Annotated in this window: 20 protein-coding genes and 1 tRNA gene; 16 read left to right on the forward strand and 5 right to left on the reverse strand. The window is 57.7% G+C overall.

The window, feature by feature from the left end:
• Window positions 1-64 precede the first annotated feature (64 nt).
• The 5 genes from murI to hemA are packed head-to-tail and all read right to left on the reverse strand — an operon-like array spanning window position 65 to window position 4,800.
• Window positions 65-859, reverse strand: a complete 795-nt coding sequence (murI, locus tag CWC48_RS06565; RefSeq protein ID WP_100491524.1) for a glutamate racemase — start codon at window positions 857-859, stop codon at window positions 65-67.
• The gene (locus tag CWC48_RS06570; protein WP_100491525.1) at window positions 852-1,607 is read right to left on the reverse strand and encodes a molybdopterin-synthase adenylyltransferase MoeB; all 756 of its coding nucleotides are present in this window, start codon (window positions 1,605-1,607) and stop codon (window positions 852-854) included. Before CWC48_RS06570 ends, murI begins: the two co-directional genes overlap by 8 nt.
• On the reverse strand, window positions 1,601-2,431 hold the full coding sequence (gene prmC, locus CWC48_RS06575) for a peptide chain release factor N(5)-glutamine methyltransferase (protein ID WP_100491526.1): 831 nt from the start codon (window positions 2,429-2,431) through the stop codon (window positions 1,601-1,603). Before prmC ends, CWC48_RS06570 begins: the two co-directional genes overlap by 7 nt.
• On the reverse strand, window positions 2,432-3,514 hold the full coding sequence (gene prfA / locus CWC48_RS06580; protein ID WP_100491527.1) for a peptide chain release factor 1: 1,083 nt from the start codon (window positions 3,512-3,514) through the stop codon (window positions 2,432-2,434).
• Window positions 3,511-4,800 (reverse strand): glutamyl-tRNA reductase, encoded by a 1,290-nt coding sequence (gene hemA / locus CWC48_RS06585; RefSeq protein ID WP_078046785.1) that lies wholly within the window; start codon window positions 4,798-4,800, stop codon window positions 3,511-3,513. The genes prfA and hemA overlap by 4 nt, the downstream gene beginning before the upstream one ends.
• Window positions 4,801-4,982: 182 nt before the next feature.
• Between hemA and CWC48_RS06590 the strand changes: the two genes are divergently transcribed.
• The 16 genes from CWC48_RS06590 to CWC48_RS06665 all read left to right on the forward strand — a co-directional run bounded on the left by CWC48_RS06590 (window position 4,983) and on the right by CWC48_RS06665 (window position 16,512).
• Window positions 4,983-6,707, forward strand: coding sequence for a tetratricopeptide repeat protein (locus CWC48_RS06590; protein ID WP_078046784.1), 1,725 nt, complete (start codon window positions 4,983-4,985; stop codon window positions 6,705-6,707).
• A gap of 4 nt (window positions 6,708-6,711) precedes the next feature.
• Complete coding sequence (gene lolB, locus CWC48_RS06595; RefSeq protein ID WP_100491528.1) at window positions 6,712-7,329, forward strand: lipoprotein insertase outer membrane protein LolB; 618 nt, start codon at window positions 6,712-6,714, stop codon at window positions 7,327-7,329.
• A gap of 1 nt (window position 7,330) precedes the next feature.
• Window positions 7,331-8,182, forward strand: coding sequence for a 4-(cytidine 5'-diphospho)-2-C-methyl-D-erythritol kinase (gene ispE / locus CWC48_RS06600; protein ID WP_100491529.1), 852 nt, complete (start codon window positions 7,331-7,333; stop codon window positions 8,180-8,182).
• Window positions 8,183-8,218: 36 nt separating this feature from the next.
• Window positions 8,219-8,293, forward strand: a tRNA-Gln gene (locus CWC48_RS06605).
• Between the two features lie 45 nt (window positions 8,294-8,338).
• Window positions 8,339-9,280 (forward strand): ribose-phosphate pyrophosphokinase, encoded by a 942-nt coding sequence (locus CWC48_RS06610; RefSeq protein ID WP_003208392.1) that lies wholly within the window; start codon window positions 8,339-8,341, stop codon window positions 9,278-9,280.
• A gap of 137 nt (window positions 9,281-9,417) precedes the next feature.
• Window positions 9,418-10,017, forward strand: coding sequence for a 50S ribosomal protein L25/general stress protein Ctc (locus CWC48_RS06615; protein WP_034102008.1), 600 nt, complete (start codon window positions 9,418-9,420; stop codon window positions 10,015-10,017).
• A 167-nt stretch (window positions 10,018-10,184) separates the two neighbouring features.
• On the forward strand, window positions 10,185-10,769 hold the full coding sequence (gene pth / locus CWC48_RS06620) for an aminoacyl-tRNA hydrolase (protein WP_010213318.1): 585 nt from the start codon (window positions 10,185-10,187) through the stop codon (window positions 10,767-10,769).
• Between the two features lie 21 nt (window positions 10,770-10,790).
• Window positions 10,791-11,891 (forward strand): redox-regulated ATPase YchF, encoded by a 1,101-nt coding sequence (ychF, locus tag CWC48_RS06625; protein WP_078046781.1) that lies wholly within the window; start codon window positions 10,791-10,793, stop codon window positions 11,889-11,891.
• A 271-nt stretch (window positions 11,892-12,162) separates the two neighbouring features.
• Window positions 12,163-13,089 carry a sigma 54-interacting transcriptional regulator gene (locus CWC48_RS06630; RefSeq protein ID WP_099493990.1) on the forward strand — a complete coding sequence of 309 codons (927 nt, stop codon included), beginning with the start codon at window positions 12,163-12,165 and terminating at the stop codon, window positions 13,087-13,089.
• 171 nt (window positions 13,090-13,260) lie between these two features.
• A complete protein-coding gene (locus CWC48_RS06635; protein ID WP_078046779.1) occupies window positions 13,261-13,449 on the forward strand; it encodes a hypothetical protein in 189 nt (62 codons plus the stop codon).
• A gap of 64 nt (window positions 13,450-13,513) precedes the next feature.
• Window positions 13,514-13,873 (forward strand): hypothetical protein, encoded by a 360-nt coding sequence (locus CWC48_RS30510; protein WP_256581612.1) that lies wholly within the window; start codon window positions 13,514-13,516, stop codon window positions 13,871-13,873.
• A gap of 6 nt (window positions 13,874-13,879) precedes the next feature.
• Entirely contained in the window at window positions 13,880-14,665 is a 786-nt protein-coding gene (gene sctJ, locus CWC48_RS06645; RefSeq protein WP_099493988.1) for a type III secretion system inner membrane ring lipoprotein SctJ, read from the forward strand.
• On the forward strand, window positions 14,658-15,203 hold the full coding sequence (locus tag CWC48_RS06650) for a type III secretion protein (RefSeq protein WP_100491530.1): 546 nt from the start codon (window positions 14,658-14,660) through the stop codon (window positions 15,201-15,203). The genes sctJ and CWC48_RS06650 overlap by 8 nt, the downstream gene beginning before the upstream one ends.
• Window positions 15,204-15,217: 14 nt before the next feature.
• Window positions 15,218-15,814 carry a type III secretion system stator protein SctL gene (sctL, locus tag CWC48_RS06655; protein WP_100491531.1) on the forward strand — a complete coding sequence of 199 codons (597 nt, stop codon included), beginning with the start codon at window positions 15,218-15,220 and terminating at the stop codon, window positions 15,812-15,814.
• A gap of 88 nt (window positions 15,815-15,902) precedes the next feature.
• The gene (locus tag CWC48_RS06660) at window positions 15,903-16,118 is read left to right on the forward strand and encodes a hypothetical protein (protein WP_100491532.1); all 216 of its coding nucleotides are present in this window, start codon (window positions 15,903-15,905) and stop codon (window positions 16,116-16,118) included.
• Window position 16,119: 1 nt separating this feature from the next.
• A complete protein-coding gene (locus tag CWC48_RS06665) occupies window positions 16,120-16,512 on the forward strand; it encodes a hypothetical protein (RefSeq protein WP_078046774.1) in 393 nt (130 codons plus the stop codon).
• The last annotated feature ends 10 nt before the right edge of the window (window positions 16,513-16,522 follow it).

Below are 16,522 nucleotides of genomic sequence, written 5' to 3' on the forward strand. Positions count from 1 at the left end.
TGGCTATAGAAGCTGGCGTGTAGTCAGAAGTTCCAGCTTATAACGCCGGTATTTCACGAATTTTTCACGAAGCGAAGCTTCGCACATCGCCCGGATATTTCCATAGTGTCGGTAGGATATTTCTTAAGTGATACACATCGCCGCTGGTCCAGAACTGCGCAGGTTCTGGATTGCCGTCGGCCAGCAACTCGCGCTCGCCCAGCAAACGCTTGAGCTGGCGGGCCACGGCGGCACCGGTGTCGATGAGAATGATGCTGGGGGGCAGCATCTGCGCCAGGAGTGGCTTGAGGAAGGGATAGTGGGTGCAACCGAGGATGATGGTGTCGCAGCCGGCGCTGAGCAGTGGTTCGACGTAACCCTGCAACATCTGGCGCAGGGCTGGGCTGGTCAGGTCACCGCTTTCAATCAGTTCGACCAGGCCCGGGCACGGCTGGGTGATGACCTTCACATCGGTAGCGAATCGGTCGAGCAACGCGGCGAACTTGGCGCTTTGCAACGTGCCGGTGGTGGCAAGCACCCCGACGACGCCACTGCGAGTGGCCGCGGCTGCGGGTTTTACGGCCGGCTCCATGCCTACCAGTGGCCAGTCAGGAAAATCCAGCCGCAGGTCGGCGACAGCGGCGACGGTCGCGGTATTACAGGCAATCACGAACGCCTTGGCGCCCTGCTCCCGGAAAAACGCCGCCACCCGCCGCGAACGCTCAAGGATAAATGCCGGGCTTTTCTCGCCGTAGGGGATGTGCCCGCAATCGGCCACATACAGCAGTGATTCGTGGGGCAACAGTTGTTGGATTTCGTCCAGCACGGTCAACCCGCCGATACCGGAATCGAACACACCGATCGGCGCGCCCTTAACCATGGTGCGTCCCGCACACGCTGCAGCCGGGGTCACGCTTGACGCGCAATTCGCGAAAACGCGTGGTCAAGGCATCGATAAGCAACAGGCGACCCACCAGCGGCTCGCCGAAACCGGCCAGCAGTTTCAAGGCTTCCAAAGCTTGCAGGCTACCGACCAGCCCCACCAACGGGCCGATTACGCCAGCTTCGCTGCAGGTGAGTTCGGTGTCGCTGCCGTGCCCATATAAACAGTGGTAGCACGGGCTGTCGGCGCGACGTGGGTCGAATACCGACAACTGCCCTTCAAGGCGAATCGCCGCGCCGCTGATCAATGGCTTGCCGGCGGCGACGCAGGCGGCATTCACCGCTTCACGGGTGGAGAAGTTGTCGCTGCAATCGAGCACTACATCCACAGCGTCTACCGCGGCGGCCAGGGAATCGACATCCAGCGCGGTACGGTGGGCAATCAGCGTGACATCGGGGTTGATCGCGGTCAGGCGGCGCAGGGCCGAGTCGACCTTGGTCTGCCCGACACTGTCGGTGTCATGGATGATCTGGCGTTGCAGGTTGGTCAGGTCGACGGTGTCGAAATCCGCCAGATGCAGCGTGCCCACACCGGCCGCTGCCAAGTACAACGCCACGGGCGCGCCCAGGCCACCGAGGCCGACGATCAATGCACGCGCGTTTTTGAGGCGCAATTGGCCGTCGATGTCGATATGCTGCAACAGAATCTGTCGGCTATAGCGCAACAGCTCCTGATCGGTCAGCACGGCCGACGCCCCAGGGTGATGCGCTCGTGGCCGCCGAGGTCGATACGACTGTGCACGTCCTCAAACCCTTCGCTCAACAGCAGGTCACGCACGGCCGGGGCCTGGTCGTAACCGTGCTCCAGCAGCAGTCGCCCACCGGCATTCAGGTGGGCGGGGGCTTCTCTGATGATCAACCGCAGGTCGTCCAAGCCATCGTGGCCGGCCACCAGCGCGCTGGCCGGCTCAAAGCGCACATCGCCCGCCGCCAGGTGCGGGTCGTTGTCGGCGATGTACGGCGGGTTGCTGATGATCAGGTCATAGGTGTGACCTTGCAGCGCGCTGAACCAGTGGCTGTTCAGCACAGTGACGTTCTTGAGGTGCAGGCGCTGGCGGTTGCGCTCGGCCAGGGCCACGGCTTCCAGCACGCGGTCGACGGCGGTGACCTGCCAGGCCGGACGTTCGCTGGCCAGGGCCAAGGCGATGGCACCGCTGCCGGTGCCCAGGTCGAGGACCTTGGCGGGCGTGGCGGGCAACAATTCCAGGGCAGCCTCTACCAGCAGCTCGGTGTCCGGGCGCGGGATCAGCGTATGGGGCGCGACTTCCAGGTCCAGCTTCCAGAAGCCTTGCTGGCCGAGGATGTAGGCCACCGGCTCACCGCCGCGACGGCGCTGCAGGTAGCCGCCAAAGGTCAGCGCATCTTCGCTGCTGACGATTTTCTCGGGCCAGGTGTGCAGGTAGCTGCGGGATTTACCCAGGGCAGCGGCCAGCAGTAATTCAGCATCCAGGCGCGCGGTGGGCGAATCCGGAAGGTCGGCGGCGCGCAGCAGGCTGGCGATGATGGTCATTTATTCACCTATCGCCGCCAATTGATCGGCCTGGTACTCAGCGAGTAACGGCTCGATCACCGCTTCCACGCCACCGGCAAGAATCTCGTCCAGGGAGTAAAGCGTGAGATTGACCCGGTGGTCGGTGACCCGGCCCTGGGCAAAGTTATAGGTGCGGATGCGCTCGGAGCGGTCGCCCGAGCCCACCAGTAACTTGCGCTCGCTGGCAATCGCGTTGGCGGCGGCGCTGGTCTGCTGGTCGTTGAGCTTGGCCGACAGCCAGGACATGGCCCGTGCACGGTTCTTGTGCTGGGAGCGTTCTTCCTGGCACTCCACCACGATGCCCGAGGGCAAGTGAGTGATGCGGATCGCCGAGTCGGTCTTGTTGACGTGCTGACCACCCGCGCCCGACGAGCGGTAAGTGTCGACACGCAAGTCGGCCGGGTTGATCTCGATGGCTTCCTGTTCGTCCGGCTCAGGCAACACCGCGACAGTACACGCCGAGGTGTGGATACGGCCTTGGGATTCCGTGGCCGGGACGCGTTGTACGCGGTGCGCGCCGGATTCGAACTTGAGCTTGCCGTAGACGTTATCGCCTTCGACCCGCGCGATGACTTCTTTATAGCCGCCGTGCTCGCCTTCGTTCTCGGACAGGATCTCCACACGCCAGCCGCGACGTTCGGCATAGCGCGAATACATGCGGAACAGGTCGCCGGAGAAGATCGCCGCCTCGTCACCGCCGGTGCCGGCACGGATTTCGAGGAACACGTTGCGCCCGTCATTCGGGTCCTTGGGCAGCAACATGCGCTGCAGGTCGCCTTCCAGCTCGGCCAGTTTTTCCTTGGCTCCGCGGACTTCTTCCACCGCCATTTCGCGCATGTCCGGGTCGCTGTCCTTGAGCAGCGCCTGGGCGCCTTCGAGGTCGGCCTGTACCTTGGTCAGGTGCTTGTAGGTGGCCACAATCGGCTCAACTTCGGCGTATTCCTTGGAATAGGCGCGGAATTTGGCTTGATCGGAGATGACCTCGCCGTCGCCAAGCAAGGCGGTCAGTTCTTCGAAACGGTCCTGGAGCACGTCCAGTTTATTGAGCAGTGACGCTTTCATTGCGGTTTTTTATCCGAAGAGCTTTCTGACGCGCCCTCACCGAGGGCAAAGAGTTCCTGGGCCATGGCCAGCGCATCGAGGCGGCCTTCGGCGGTAAGCTTTTTCAACTGTACGCTGGGTGCGTGGAGCAATTTGTTGGTGAGGCCACGCGCCAGTTGCATCAACACTTCCTCGGCGCTGCTACCGTTGGCCAGCAAGCGCTGGGCCTTGATCAGCTCCTCGTCGCGCAGGCGCTCGCCTTGCTGACGATACGCCTTGAGCACGTCCACCGCCGCCAACTCACGCAGGCGCACCATAAAATCTTCGGCGCCGGTGCTGACCATTTCCTCGGCGGCCTGGGCGGCACCCTGGCGGCTCTTGAGGTTTTCGGCGACCACTTCGTGCAAATCGTCGACGCTATAGAGGTAAACGTCGTCCAACTCGCCGACTTCTGGCTCGATATCCCGGGGAACAGCGATGTCTACCATGAAGATAGGTTTGTGCTTGCGCAGTTTCAATGCACTCTCGACCGCGCCCTTGCCCAAGATCGGCAACTGGCTGGCGGTTGAGCTGATGACGATATCGCTGCGCACCAGCTCGGCCGGGATATCCGACAACAACACGGCATGCGCACCGAACTGCTCAGCGAGGATGCTGGCACGTTCCAGGGTGCGGTTGGCAACGACGATACGCTTCACCCCCAGGTCATGCAGGTGGCGGGCGACCAGGGTAATGGTCTCGCCGGCGCCGATCAGCAGGGCCTGGCTGCGCTGCAAGTCACTGAAAATCTGCTTGGCCAGGCTGACCGCGGCAAATGCCACGGACACCGGGTTTTCGCCAATGGCGGTGTCGGTGCGCACTTGCTTGGCGGAATTGAACGTGGCCTGGAACAGCCGGCCCAGCAGCGGGCCAACGGTGCCTGCCTCGCGCGCTACGGCGTAGGCGGACTTCATCTGGCCGAGGATCTGCGGCTCGCCCAACACCAGCGAATCGAGCCCGGCGGCCACACGCATCATGTGACGAACTGCCGCATCCTCTTCATGCACATAAGCGCTCGCGCGCAGGTCGTCGAGGTCCAAATGGTGGTAATCAGCCAGCCAGCGCAGCACGACATCCGCTGAAAGATGTTCCTGCTCTATATAAAGCTCGCTGCGATTGCAGGTCGAAAGGATCGCAGCTTCGCGACTGTCGGTGAGCCGGCAGAGCTGCTGCAAGGCCTCAACCAACTGCTCTGGCGTAAACGCCACGCGCTCGCGCACGTCTACGGAGGCAGTCTTGTGGTTAATACCGAGTGCGAGGAAGGCCATTCAATATCGCTGATGATGTCGGGAAGCCGACAATTGTCCTACTTCGAAAGATTCAGAACAACCACCGTCGTCTATTGTCCTAATGCCTTGTGTCTATAAAGGCACCCATTGAGTCTCGGTTATGTTTGGCCGAAGGCTTGTGTCATGATGATCCGACCGCAGGTTAGTCGTCCTCTTCCTATATGAATAGATCTTCCGCGTTGCTCCTTGCTTTTGTCTTCCTCAGCGGCTGCCAGGCCATGGCACCCGTGTCGCCGGACGGTACCCCGCCGGTGGAAGACAGCACCCCAGCCCCTGAAAAGCCCAAGGTTTATTCCTCGTTCACAGAAGAAACGGTGTACAGCCTGCTGACCGCAGAGCTGGCCGGCCAACGCAATCGCTTCGACATTGCGCTGGATAACTACGTGACCCAGGCGATCAACACCCAGGATCCAGGCATTTCCGAGCGGGCCTTCCGCATCGCCGAATACCTTGGCGCTGACCAGGCTGCGCTGGACACGTCGCTGATCTGGGCAAAAAACGCCCCGGACGACTTGGAAGCACAACGGGCGGCAGCCATTCAACTGGCACGCGCCGGGCGTTATGACGACTCCATGGTTTATATGGAGAAAGTCCTGCAGGGCAAGGGCGACACCCATTTCGATTTCCTCGCATTGTCGGCTGCCGACACCGACCAGGACACCCGCAATGGCCTGATGAAGAGTTTCGACCGCCTGCTGCAGAAACATCCGAAGAACAGCCAGCTGATCTTCGGCAAGGCATTGCTGCTGCAACAGGATGACGAAGCCGACGCGGCGTTGAAGCTGCTGGAGCAGAACCCGCCGGAAGAAGGCGAAATCGCCCCGATCCTGTTGCGCGCTCGCCTGCTGCAGAACCTCAACCGCGGCAAGGAAGCGATTCCGCTGCTGGAAAAAAGCATCAAGAAGTATCCGGACGACAAGCGCCTGCGCCTGACTTACGCGCGCATGCTGGTGGAACAGGACCGCATGGAGGACGCCAAAGTGCAGTTCGCCAACCTGGTCCAGCAATACCCGGATGACGACGAATTACGTTACTCCCTGGCGCTGGTGTGCCTCGAAGCCAAGGCCTGGGACGAGGCCAAGGGCTACCTGGAAGAGCTGATCCAGCGTGAGAGCCACGTGGATTCGGCGCACTTGAATCTCGGCCGCATCGCCGAAGAACGTAACGATCCACAAGCTGCCCTGCTTGAATACGCCCAGGTCGGCCCCGGCAATGACTACCTGCCAGCCCAATTGCGCCAGGCCGATATCCTGATGAGCAATGGCCGTACCGACGAGGCGGAAAAACGCCTGGCCGCCGCGCGGGATGCCGAACCGGACTATGCGATCCAGCTGTACCTGATCCAGGCCGAAACCCTGTCGGCCAACAATCAGGGCGAGCGGGCGTGGAAACTGCTGCAACAAGCCTTGCTGCAGTTCCCCGATGATTTGAACCTGCTGTACACCCGCGCCATGCAGGCGGAAAAACGCAATGACCTGGCGCAGATGGAAAAAGACCTGCGCCTGATCATCAAGCGCGACCCGGACAATGCCATGGCCCTCAACGCCTTGGGCTACACCCTGTCCGACCGCACCACGCGCTACGACGAAGCCAAGGTGCTGATCGAGCAAGCCCACAAGCTCAACCCGGAAGACCCGGCCGTACTCGACAGCCTCGGCTGGGTGAATTACCGCCTGGGCAACCTGGACGAAGCCGAACGCTTGCTGCGCCAGGCACTGGAGCGCTTCCCGGACCAGGAAGTCGCTGCCCACCTGGGCGAAGTGCTGTGGGCCAATGGCAAGCAGCGCGAAGCACGTCAGATCTGGGAAAAATTCCTCAAGGAACAACCTGAAAGCCCCGTCCTGCGCGGCACCATCAAACGCCTGACCGGCTCCGAGACCCTTTAAGCTTATGTTCTTGCGCCACCTCATTATTTTCAATTTCATCGCCCTGCTCGCCGGTTGCGCGGGCTTCGGTGCCCGTGAATCCGTTGAGGGCCAGGGCAACCCGGCGCAATGGAAGCAACACAAGGACCAGCTCAGCAGCATCGATGGCTGGCAGATCGAAGGCAAAGTCGGTGTACGTGCGCCGAAAGACTCCGGCAGCGGTACCTTGTTCTGGCTACAACGCCAGGATTACTACGACATTCGCCTCTCCGGCCCGCTCGGTCGCGGCGCAGCCCGCCTGACCGGGCGACCAGGCCAAGTCAGCCTTGAGGTGGCCAACCAAGGCCGCTACGAAGCCACCTCCCCGGAAGAGCTGCTGGAACAACAGATTGGCTGGAAGCTGCCGGTGTCTCACTTGGTCTGGTGGGTACGTGGCTTGCCCGCACCTGACAGCAAGAGTCGCCTGAGCCTTAATGGCGACAGCCGCCTGGCCACCCTGGAGCAGGATGGCTGGCAGGTGGAATATTTGAGCTATGTGGAACAAAGCGGGTATTGGCTGCCTGAACGTATCAAGCTGCATGGCCCCGACCTTGATGTCACACTGGTGATCAAGGACTGGCAACCGCGCAAACTGGGGCAATAACGTGTCCGTACAAACATTGACCCTGCCCTCCCCGGCCAAACTCAATCTGATGCTGCACATCTTGGGCCGCCGTGAAGACGGTTACCACGAGCTGCAGACGCTGTTTCAATTTCTCGACTACGGCGATGAGCTGACATTCGCCGTACGCGACGATGGCGTCATCAAGTTGCATACCGACTTCGAAGGTGTCCCTCACGACAGCAACCTGATCGTGAAGGCGGCGAAAAAACTTCAGGAGCAATCCGGCTGTACGCTCGGCATCGATATCTGGATTGATAAAATCCTGCCCATGGGCGGTGGTATCGGTGGCGGCAGTTCAAATGCCGCGACCACATTGCTCGGGCTGAACCACTTGTGGCAACTGGGCTGGGATGACGATCGCCTTGCGGCCCTGGGCCTGACGCTGGGGGCCGACGTCCCGGTTTTCGTGCGTGGGCACGCGGCTTTTGCCGAGGGCGTTGGCGAGAAACTCAGCCCGGAATACCCCGAGGAGCCGTGGTATGTCGTGCTTGTTCCGCAAGTATCTGTAAGTACAGCAGAAATTTTTTCAGATCCACTGTTGACACGTAACTCTCCTCCCATTAAAGTGCGCCCCGTTCCCAAGGGAAACAGTCGAAATGACTGCTTACCGGTTGTAGCAAGGCGTTATCCAGAGGTACGTAACGCTTTGAATTTGTTAGGTAAATTTACCGAAGCAAAATTAACCGGCACTGGAAGTTGTGTGTTTGGGGGCTTCCCAAGCAAAGCTGAAGCTGATAAAGTCTCGGCCCTTCTTACAGAGACCCTTACAGGGTTTGTAGCAAAGGGAAGCAACGTTTCGATGTTGCATCGCAAGCTGCAAAATCTGCTCTAAAGGAACCGAGTGTTAGGCACTCGTTGCAACAGATACAGGGGCGTCGCCAAGCGGTAAGGCAGCAGGTTTTGATCCTGCCATGCGTTGGTTCGAATCCAGCCGCCCCTGCCATTTTCTATACTCATCCAGGTTACCCTCAGCCTCTAGGTACTGCGCGTGTCCAAGATGATGGTCTTTACGGGGAATGCTAACCCCGATCTGGCTCGGCGTGTCGTACGTCAGCTGCATATCCCTCTCGGTGACATCTCTGTCGGTAAATTCTCCGACGGCGAAATTACAGCCGAGATCAATGAAAACGTTCGCGGTAAAGACGTCTTCATTATTCAGCCGACTTGCGCTCCGACCAACGATAACCTGATGGAACTCGTCGTGATGGCTGATGCCTTCCGCCGCTCCTCAGCGACTCGAATCACAGCTGTAATCCCTTACTTTGGTTATGCCCGTCAGGATCGCCGTCCGCGTTCCGCACGTGTGGCTATCAGCGCGAAAGTCGTGGCTGACATGCTCACCGTGGTAGGCATCGACCGTGTTCTCACGGTTGACCTGCACGCTGACCAAATCCAGGGGTTCTTCGATATTCCTGTAGATAACATCTACGGCTCCCCCGTATTGGTGGATGACATCGAAGACCAGCGCTTTGAAAACCTGATGATCGTGTCCCCGGACATTGGTGGCGTCGTGCGTGCACGGGCTGTTGCCAAATCCCTGGGCGTGGACCTCGGGATCATCGACAAACGCCGTGAGAAAGCCAATCACTCTGAAGTGATGCATATCATCGGTGATGTCGAAGGGCGTACCTGTATTCTGGTTGATGACATGGTCGACACCGCCGGCACCCTGTGCCACGCGGCGAAAGCCTTGAAAGAGCACGGTGCCGCTAAAGTCTTCGCCTACTGCACACACCCTGTGCTGTCTGGCCGAGCGATCGAGAACATCGAGAATTCAATGCTGGACGAACTGGTGGTGACCAACACCATCCCGTTGTCCGCTGCTGCTCAAGCCTGTTCGCGTATCCGTCAACTGGATATCGCACCGGTTGTTGCCGAGGCGGTTCGCCGCATCAGCAATGAAGAATCGATCAGCGCGATGTTCCGTTAAGGGTCAAACCTACGGTCTATCCCACTGACGAAAAGCGCCCCGCCCCGACATTCTGTTGGGGCGGGGCTTTTTTGCCCATGTCGAGTCTGGCGCTGGTCGCAAACGCCGCTCGATGATGGCTATTTTGGAGATACAACATGAACGACTTTACTCTGAACGCCCAAGCGCGTACTGACCTGGGGAAAGGTGCGAGCCGCCGCCTGCGTCACGCCGCCAACATCCCAGCCGTTGTATACGGTGGTAACAAGCCTGCTGAATCCGTGACCATCCTGGCCAAGGAAATCGCCAAGCTGTTCGAAAACGAAGCTGCCTACAGCCACGTTATCGAGCTGAACGTCGACGGCGCCAAGCAGAACGTCATCGTTAAAGCGATGCAGCGTCACCCGTCCAAGCAGTTCATCATGCACGCTGACTTCGTTCGCGTTGTAGCTGGCCAGAAACTGACCGCTATCGTGCCTGTGCACTTTGTTGGTGAAGAAGCTCCGGTCAAGAAAGGCGGCGAGATCTCGCACGTCCTGAACGAAATCGAAGTGACCTGCCTGCCGAAAGACCTGCCTGAGTTCATCGAAGTCGACCTGTCGGCTCTGGAAATCGGCGCTATCGTTCACCTGTCCGACCTCAAGGCACCTAAAGGCGTTGAGTTTGTCGCACTGGCTCACGGTGATGACAAAGCTGTTGCCAACGTTCACGCTCCACGCGTTGCTCCAGAAGCTGAAGAAGAAGGCGCTGCAGAGTAATTCACTCTGTATTGCCGGAGCTTGAGGAAACATCGCGGACCGAAACGTAGCGAGAAAGCGGGCGATGACGCGACGTTTACTCTTGAGTAAATGATGTAGTGTTGTCCACTTTCGCCGCACTCAGGTCTGGCGATGTTATCCACAACTCCAAAGGAAGGGCCCCTGTCGTGACTGCCATTAAACTGATCGTTGGCCTGGGAAATCCAGGCGCCGAATACGAACAGACCCGGCATAACGCGGGGGCCCTTTTTGTTGAGCGCATCGCCCACGCCCAAGGTGTGAACCTGGTGGCAGATCGCAAATATTTTGGCCTGACCGGACGCTTCTCGCATCAGGGTCAGGATGTTCGTCTGCTGATTCCCACCACCTACATGAACCGCAGCGGCCAGGCTGTCGCGGCGCTTGCGGGTTTCTTCCGGATCAAACCCGAGGAAATCCTGGTGGCCCATGACGAATTGGACCTGCCACCCGGTGTTGCCAAGCTCAAGCTGGGCGGCGGGCATGGCGGGCACAACGGCCTGCGCGACATCATCGCGCAGCTGGGTAATCAGAATAATTTCTACCGTCTGCGGCTTGGCATTGGCCACCCAGGCGTTGCCAGTATGGTTTCAAATTTCGTCCTGGGTCGTGCGCCACGCGCCGAACAGGAAAAACTCGATGCCAGCATCGACTTTGCCCTCGGCGTGCTGCCGGATATCTTCGCCGGTGAATGGAACCGCGCGATGAAAAACCTGCACAGCCAGAAGGCCTGACTCTTACCGAGGGGAAACACCATGGGATTCAATTGCGGCATCGTCGGCCTGCCCAACGTCGGCAAATCCACCCTGTTCAACGCCCTGACCAAGTCCGGTATCGCAGCGGAGAACTTCCCCTTCTGCACCATCGAGCCCAATAGCGGCATCGTGCCTATGCCCGATCCGCGCCTGGAAGCCCTGGCGGCCATCGTCAACCCCAAGCGCATCCTGCCGACCACCATGGAGTTCGTCGACATCGCTGGCCTGGTCGCCGGCGCCTCGAAAGGTGAAGGCCTGGGCAACAAGTTCCTGGCCAACATCCGCGAGACCGATGCCATCGCCCACGTGGTCCGCTGCTTTGAAGACGAAAACGTGATCCACGTCTCCAACAGCGTCGACCCGAAACGCGACATCGAGATCATCGACCTGGAACTGATCTTCGCCGACCTCGACAGCTGCGAGAAGCAACTGCAGAAAGTCGCGCGTAATGCCAAGGGTGGTGACAAGGACGCTGTGGTCCAGAAAGGCCTGCTGGAGCAGTTGATCGCTCACTTCACCGAAGGCAAGCCTGCACGCAGCCTGATGAAGAACATGGGCGCTGACGAGAAGGCCGTGATCAAAGGCTTCCACCTGCTGACCACCAAGCCTGTGATGTACATCGCCAACGTCGCTGAAGACGGTTTCGAGAACAACCCGCTGCTGGACGTGGTCAAGGCCATCGCCGACGAAGAAGGCGCCATCGTGGTTCCGGTGTGCAACAAGATCGAAGCCGAAATCGCCGAGCTTGATGACGGCGAAGAAAAGGATATGTTCCTCGAGGCCCTGGGCCTGACCGAACCTGGCCTGAACCGCGTGATTCGTGCCGGCTACGAAATGCTCAACCTGCAGACCTACTTCACCGCTGGCGTCGAAGAAGTCCGCGCGTGGACCGTCAAGGTCGGCGCCACCGCGCCACAGGCTGCCGGTGTGATCCACACCGACTTCGAAAAGGGTTTTATCCGCGCCGAAGTGATCGCATACAACGATTTCATCCAGTACAAGGGTGAAGCAGGTACCAAGGAAGCCGGTAAGTGGCGTTTGGAAGGTAAGGAATACATCGTGAAAGATGGCGATGTGATGCATTTCCGCTTCAACGTTTAAACGCTAGCGCAACACCCATAAAGCCGACGCTCTGCGTCGGCTTTTTTGTGTGTATGATTTTATGGATCATGTTAAATACAAACTTTATCCTACATACAAGAAACAACTTACTCACCACCACTCCAGCCAACTAAAAAAACCAAAATAAACAAATTTTCCTACACTACAATACCCGGCTTTTTACCCGTGCACACGATGACAGCGTCGAAAAATTGCGCTCTACTTAGCAATTACGGCAGCGCTTTGAAATGTCAGTGGAGTAACAACAACTATGTCGGCCTCCTATCATCATGGATATGAAACAGATACGCCGCACTTTGAGGATCCTGATATTGAAAACACACTCAACGCTACGGCTACACGCAATATTGATATCCTGTTACTTGGGGAAACCGGTACAGGTAAAGACACGCTAGCCCTGCGAATTCATAATTTATCCGGACGACGTGGAAACTTTGTCGCGGTGAACTGCGCGGCTATTCCGGAGAGCCTTGCTGAAAGTCAATTGTTCGGCGTCAATACCGGAGCCTATACCGGTGCTGTGCAATCGCGGTCGGGTTTTATCGAGGCCTCGCACTTGGGCACACTTTACCTGGATGAAATCGACAGCATGCCGCTCGCGTTACAAGCCAAGTTGCTACGCGTGCTGGAATCCCGAGGCGTTGAGCGATTAGGCTCGACACGGTTCATTCCCGTGGATATGCGCGTCATCGCCTCCGCCCAGCAATCACTTTATGAAATGGTTGAACAAGGCGCTTTCAGGCGCGACCTTTACTTTCGCCTGAGCGTTGTCAGCATACATCTCCCCGCACTGCGCAACCGCCGCGAGCGGATCATACCTTTATTTCTCAAGATGGTTAGACAGGAGGCGGAATACTTCCATTGCGCAGCAGAGCGCCCTTCAGAAGCGCTGATCCAGCAGCTTTTATGCCACCCTTGGCGGGGTAACGCGCGCGAATTGCGATCCACGGTAAAGCGATTTGTGCTGGGGCTTCCCCCTTTCTCGTCCGTCTCTAAGACAGACTCATCCGATAACGAAAAAAACTTGAAACAGCGTCTGCAGCAAATCGAAAAAGTATTAATTGAGGAGTCATTGCGCCGTCACGCTCAGTGCGTGGATGGGAGTGCTGAGGAACTGGGCATGGCCAAGCGCACGCTTTACTACCGCATGAAACTACTGGAAATATCAGCCGACTGATTCCCAGCACACAAAAAAGAAACGCCTTGAAACACTCATCACCATCACCACCGGAACCTCTTTACGCACCCCCGCCACTCAAGCTATGAGTCTGATATCTGGTGCACTCAATACGCATCTAATATCAATAGACCAAACACCCAGATCTTTTTTCAATAACGGAGTGATCCTATGTCCAGTATTGGTTACACACCACCCTACAACCCAATTTATTCCAATTACGACGGTGGCGGCATCGGCGGTGACGAGAACGCAGACCTCAAGGCTTTAAGGAAAAAAGAGGCACGCGAGTCACTGATAGAAGGCATTGAAGCGTACAAGATTACTGAGCAGAAAAAGAACATCGACGCCATACGTTGATCGAACAACCGCCCTCGTATACGGACGAGGGCGGCCTTTTAGTTTTTCTCGCCCGAGGTACAGTATGGAAATAGAAAGCTCACTTCAGCTGGGTCATTCACTTCGCCCTACCATGAATCTGACTCAGGGCAGTACGCCACATCAAAACGAAGACGTGAATTTCTTTTCTTCACAGCTGGGACCTTCAACAAGGCACAACATCCCAACATCAACCACAGGTGTATTGGCTGACGCACTGCGGCCGTTGGAAAAATCGAAAAGATCAATGAAAAATAGCCTGAAAGCCTTCAACTCTCAATTCAACGAAAAGGCTCGGCTTAACTACGCCTCTCACCTTTCAGACACAATGATAACGACACAAGTGCTAGTAAAGAGCGTAGGCAAAGGCGCGCAGCTCATCGATAAAATCGGCAATTTGCAGTAGGTAAACATGATTCACTCTCTGGCCACAGGGCTGGCTTTATCATTGGTAGTACTGCTCGCAGGGTGTTCCGATAGCGTTGAACTGCGTCGACAACTTTCCGAACAGGAAGCCAACGAGGTCATCGCGGAACTGGCGGACAAACATATACGCGCTCGAAAAGTCCCAGCCAAAGACGGAGATGTTGTTATCGTCAATGCCAGCGACATCAGCCGTGCCGTTCGCACACTGGAGGCCGCAGGACTACCCCGGATGGCTCGCGCCACAATGGGAGACACTTTCCGCAAGGAAGGGGTTATCTCCACTCCGATGGAGGAGCGCGCTCGCTACATTTATGCCCTGTCCCAAGAGCTGGAAGCCACCCTATCTAAAATCGATGGCGTCATCGTCGCCCGGGTACACGTCGTATTGCCCGAGCGTGTTGCACCGGGAGAACCTGTTCAACCGGCGTCTGCTTCGGTGTTTATCAAGCACGACCCGAGACTTGAACCCGACAATATCCGTGGGCGTGTACGCCGGATGGTTGCCAGCAGCATCCCAGGCATGACGACAGAAGTCGATAACTCACGAAAGCTGAGCGTAATTTTCGTACCTGCAGCGGCTTATCAAGAGCAGCAACGGCTGAGCTACTTCGGGCCGTTTCTGCTTCCCGAAAATGACCTGACGTTTTGGCGTGTGACTACGTCACTGACATTCATCGGCAGCGTGCTTGGGATACTGGCTGCAGTGATTTGGCATAGACACCGGCAAAGCCTGTTGGCGAAAGCAAGCAAGGCCACAGAACCTGATGAATGAGGCACTGGCGTGGGCGCAATGGTGGTTCTCCCCATGGAGCCAGGCCCATGAAGAATGGGACGAACTTAGCCAATGCATCGGGCTCGATGATCTCTGGCGTGCTCAGCACTCGCGGGCCAGTGTGGCCCTGAACATCGCCCCCTGCCTCCCATTACCGCCTCAAAGCGCGGTTCTGCAACTGGCACTCGCATCAGCAGAGCAACTGCAGCAGATGCTGGCGCTGTTGGGTCATATTTGCCATCGGCCCGTCGATGGAGCCGTCAGCGACGCCCAGCATTTATGGTGCTTGCGCCTCTCCAAAGCAATAACCCTGGAAGCCCTGCTACCTGGCGACGCAGACCCTCTGCATCTGTTGCAGGCCTGGGTGGAGCCCGCCGTTTGGCAGCGCCTTCGACTGCGCTTCCCCCCACAGCGTGTGCGACGGCTGGAATACCAACAGCTTGCACTCGAAGACACACGTGGACGACTGGATACGCTCTGGAAAGCACTGGTCTGGCGAGTCATATCACCCAATGACGAAGATTTTCCGAGCTCATAAAACAAGGCACGAACATGCTATGCCGACGCAAGATTGAGTTATATGAAAAGGCCTCTGATCTGGCCTACGTCCTGATAAAGCGAGAAATACTCAGCCAGAGTACCCAAGCCTACGAACTGGTAGAGCGTGCGAAGCTACAGGCTGATCACCTGGTGAGTGAGGCCGTACAGCAACGTGACACCTTCCATGAACAGGCAAACCTGGAGTTCTGGCGAAGGGCAGATCGCGTGCTGGGACAGTGGGAACATCAGCGGCTCATCATGTGCGAGCAACTGGAGCGTTATGCAACTGCAATCACCAACGAAGCCTTTTGCCATCTGTTAGAGGAGGTGCCGCCTGCAAAACGCCTTACCGCCTTGATCAAACAATTGACAGCCAACCAACTCCCATCGGTCCAAGCCTGCCTGCTGTGCCATCCCCCTGAGCGAGAGGATCTTGAATGCAGCCTCGCTGCGTTGGACATAACGCTCTGGACCGTACGGCCTGATGAAAGAGTCAAGCCCCAGGCATTGGTATTGGAAACAACGGAGGGCGACTTCCACATCGACTGGCACACCCTGCGCGACATGCTGTTGATACAGGAGACCCCACCGTCGACTCCGAAGCCTTGAGCAGACGATAGTTCAATGCGCTAGTGGCAGATGGAACTGGTGGCATCTCGAGTGCCACATAGCAGGAACACACCATGAGATTATATTTATGGAAACCTCCGCGGGCCTGAGAAGCAGACTGTCAAAACATGCCGATCTTGAATCTAATCGGTTGGATAAACTTTTGAATAGTCCAGACACCCTGGACACAGACGTCGCTTTTTTTGAACAGGCCAAGGCACAGCGCCTGTCCATGTTTGCCTACAACGAGCACGTCCGCGCCGAACACATGCTACTCAAAACTGCGCTCGACGGCGTCCAGTAAAGTGGATGAACTGATCACTCGCTGGTTGGGTAGTCATGAAGAGCAACTGTCGCTGTTCGAAGGCGACGACGAAATCATCCTGCGGCGTCAATTCGGATCGTTTCAGCTAAGCGTGCAACTGACGCCGCCCTGCCCCGCCCAGTTCTCCTTGGAAACGTGGATGAGACTAGGGGAAGCCAGCCTCAATCATTTTCAGGGTGCGCTCGCCCAGGCTTCGGTCACCGGTGCGCTGTGGCTGGCTCAGTGCATACCGGACAGACACCAGACGCGCCTTCTGCTCAATACCATCGAACAACTGCTCAACCAACGCGACACCTGGCGCGCGGTTGTCGCGCGCCAGGTTAAGCAGCACCTCAAACGCCCTCCCTCACCGCTACGCTCGCTGGCACTTTAGAAAGAGAATC

The sequence above is a fragment of the Pseudomonas sp. S10E 269 genome, assembly GCF_002798465.1.
In the GTDB taxonomy this organism is placed as follows: Bacteria; Pseudomonadota; Gammaproteobacteria; order Pseudomonadales; family Pseudomonadaceae; genus Aquipseudomonas; species Aquipseudomonas pergaminensis.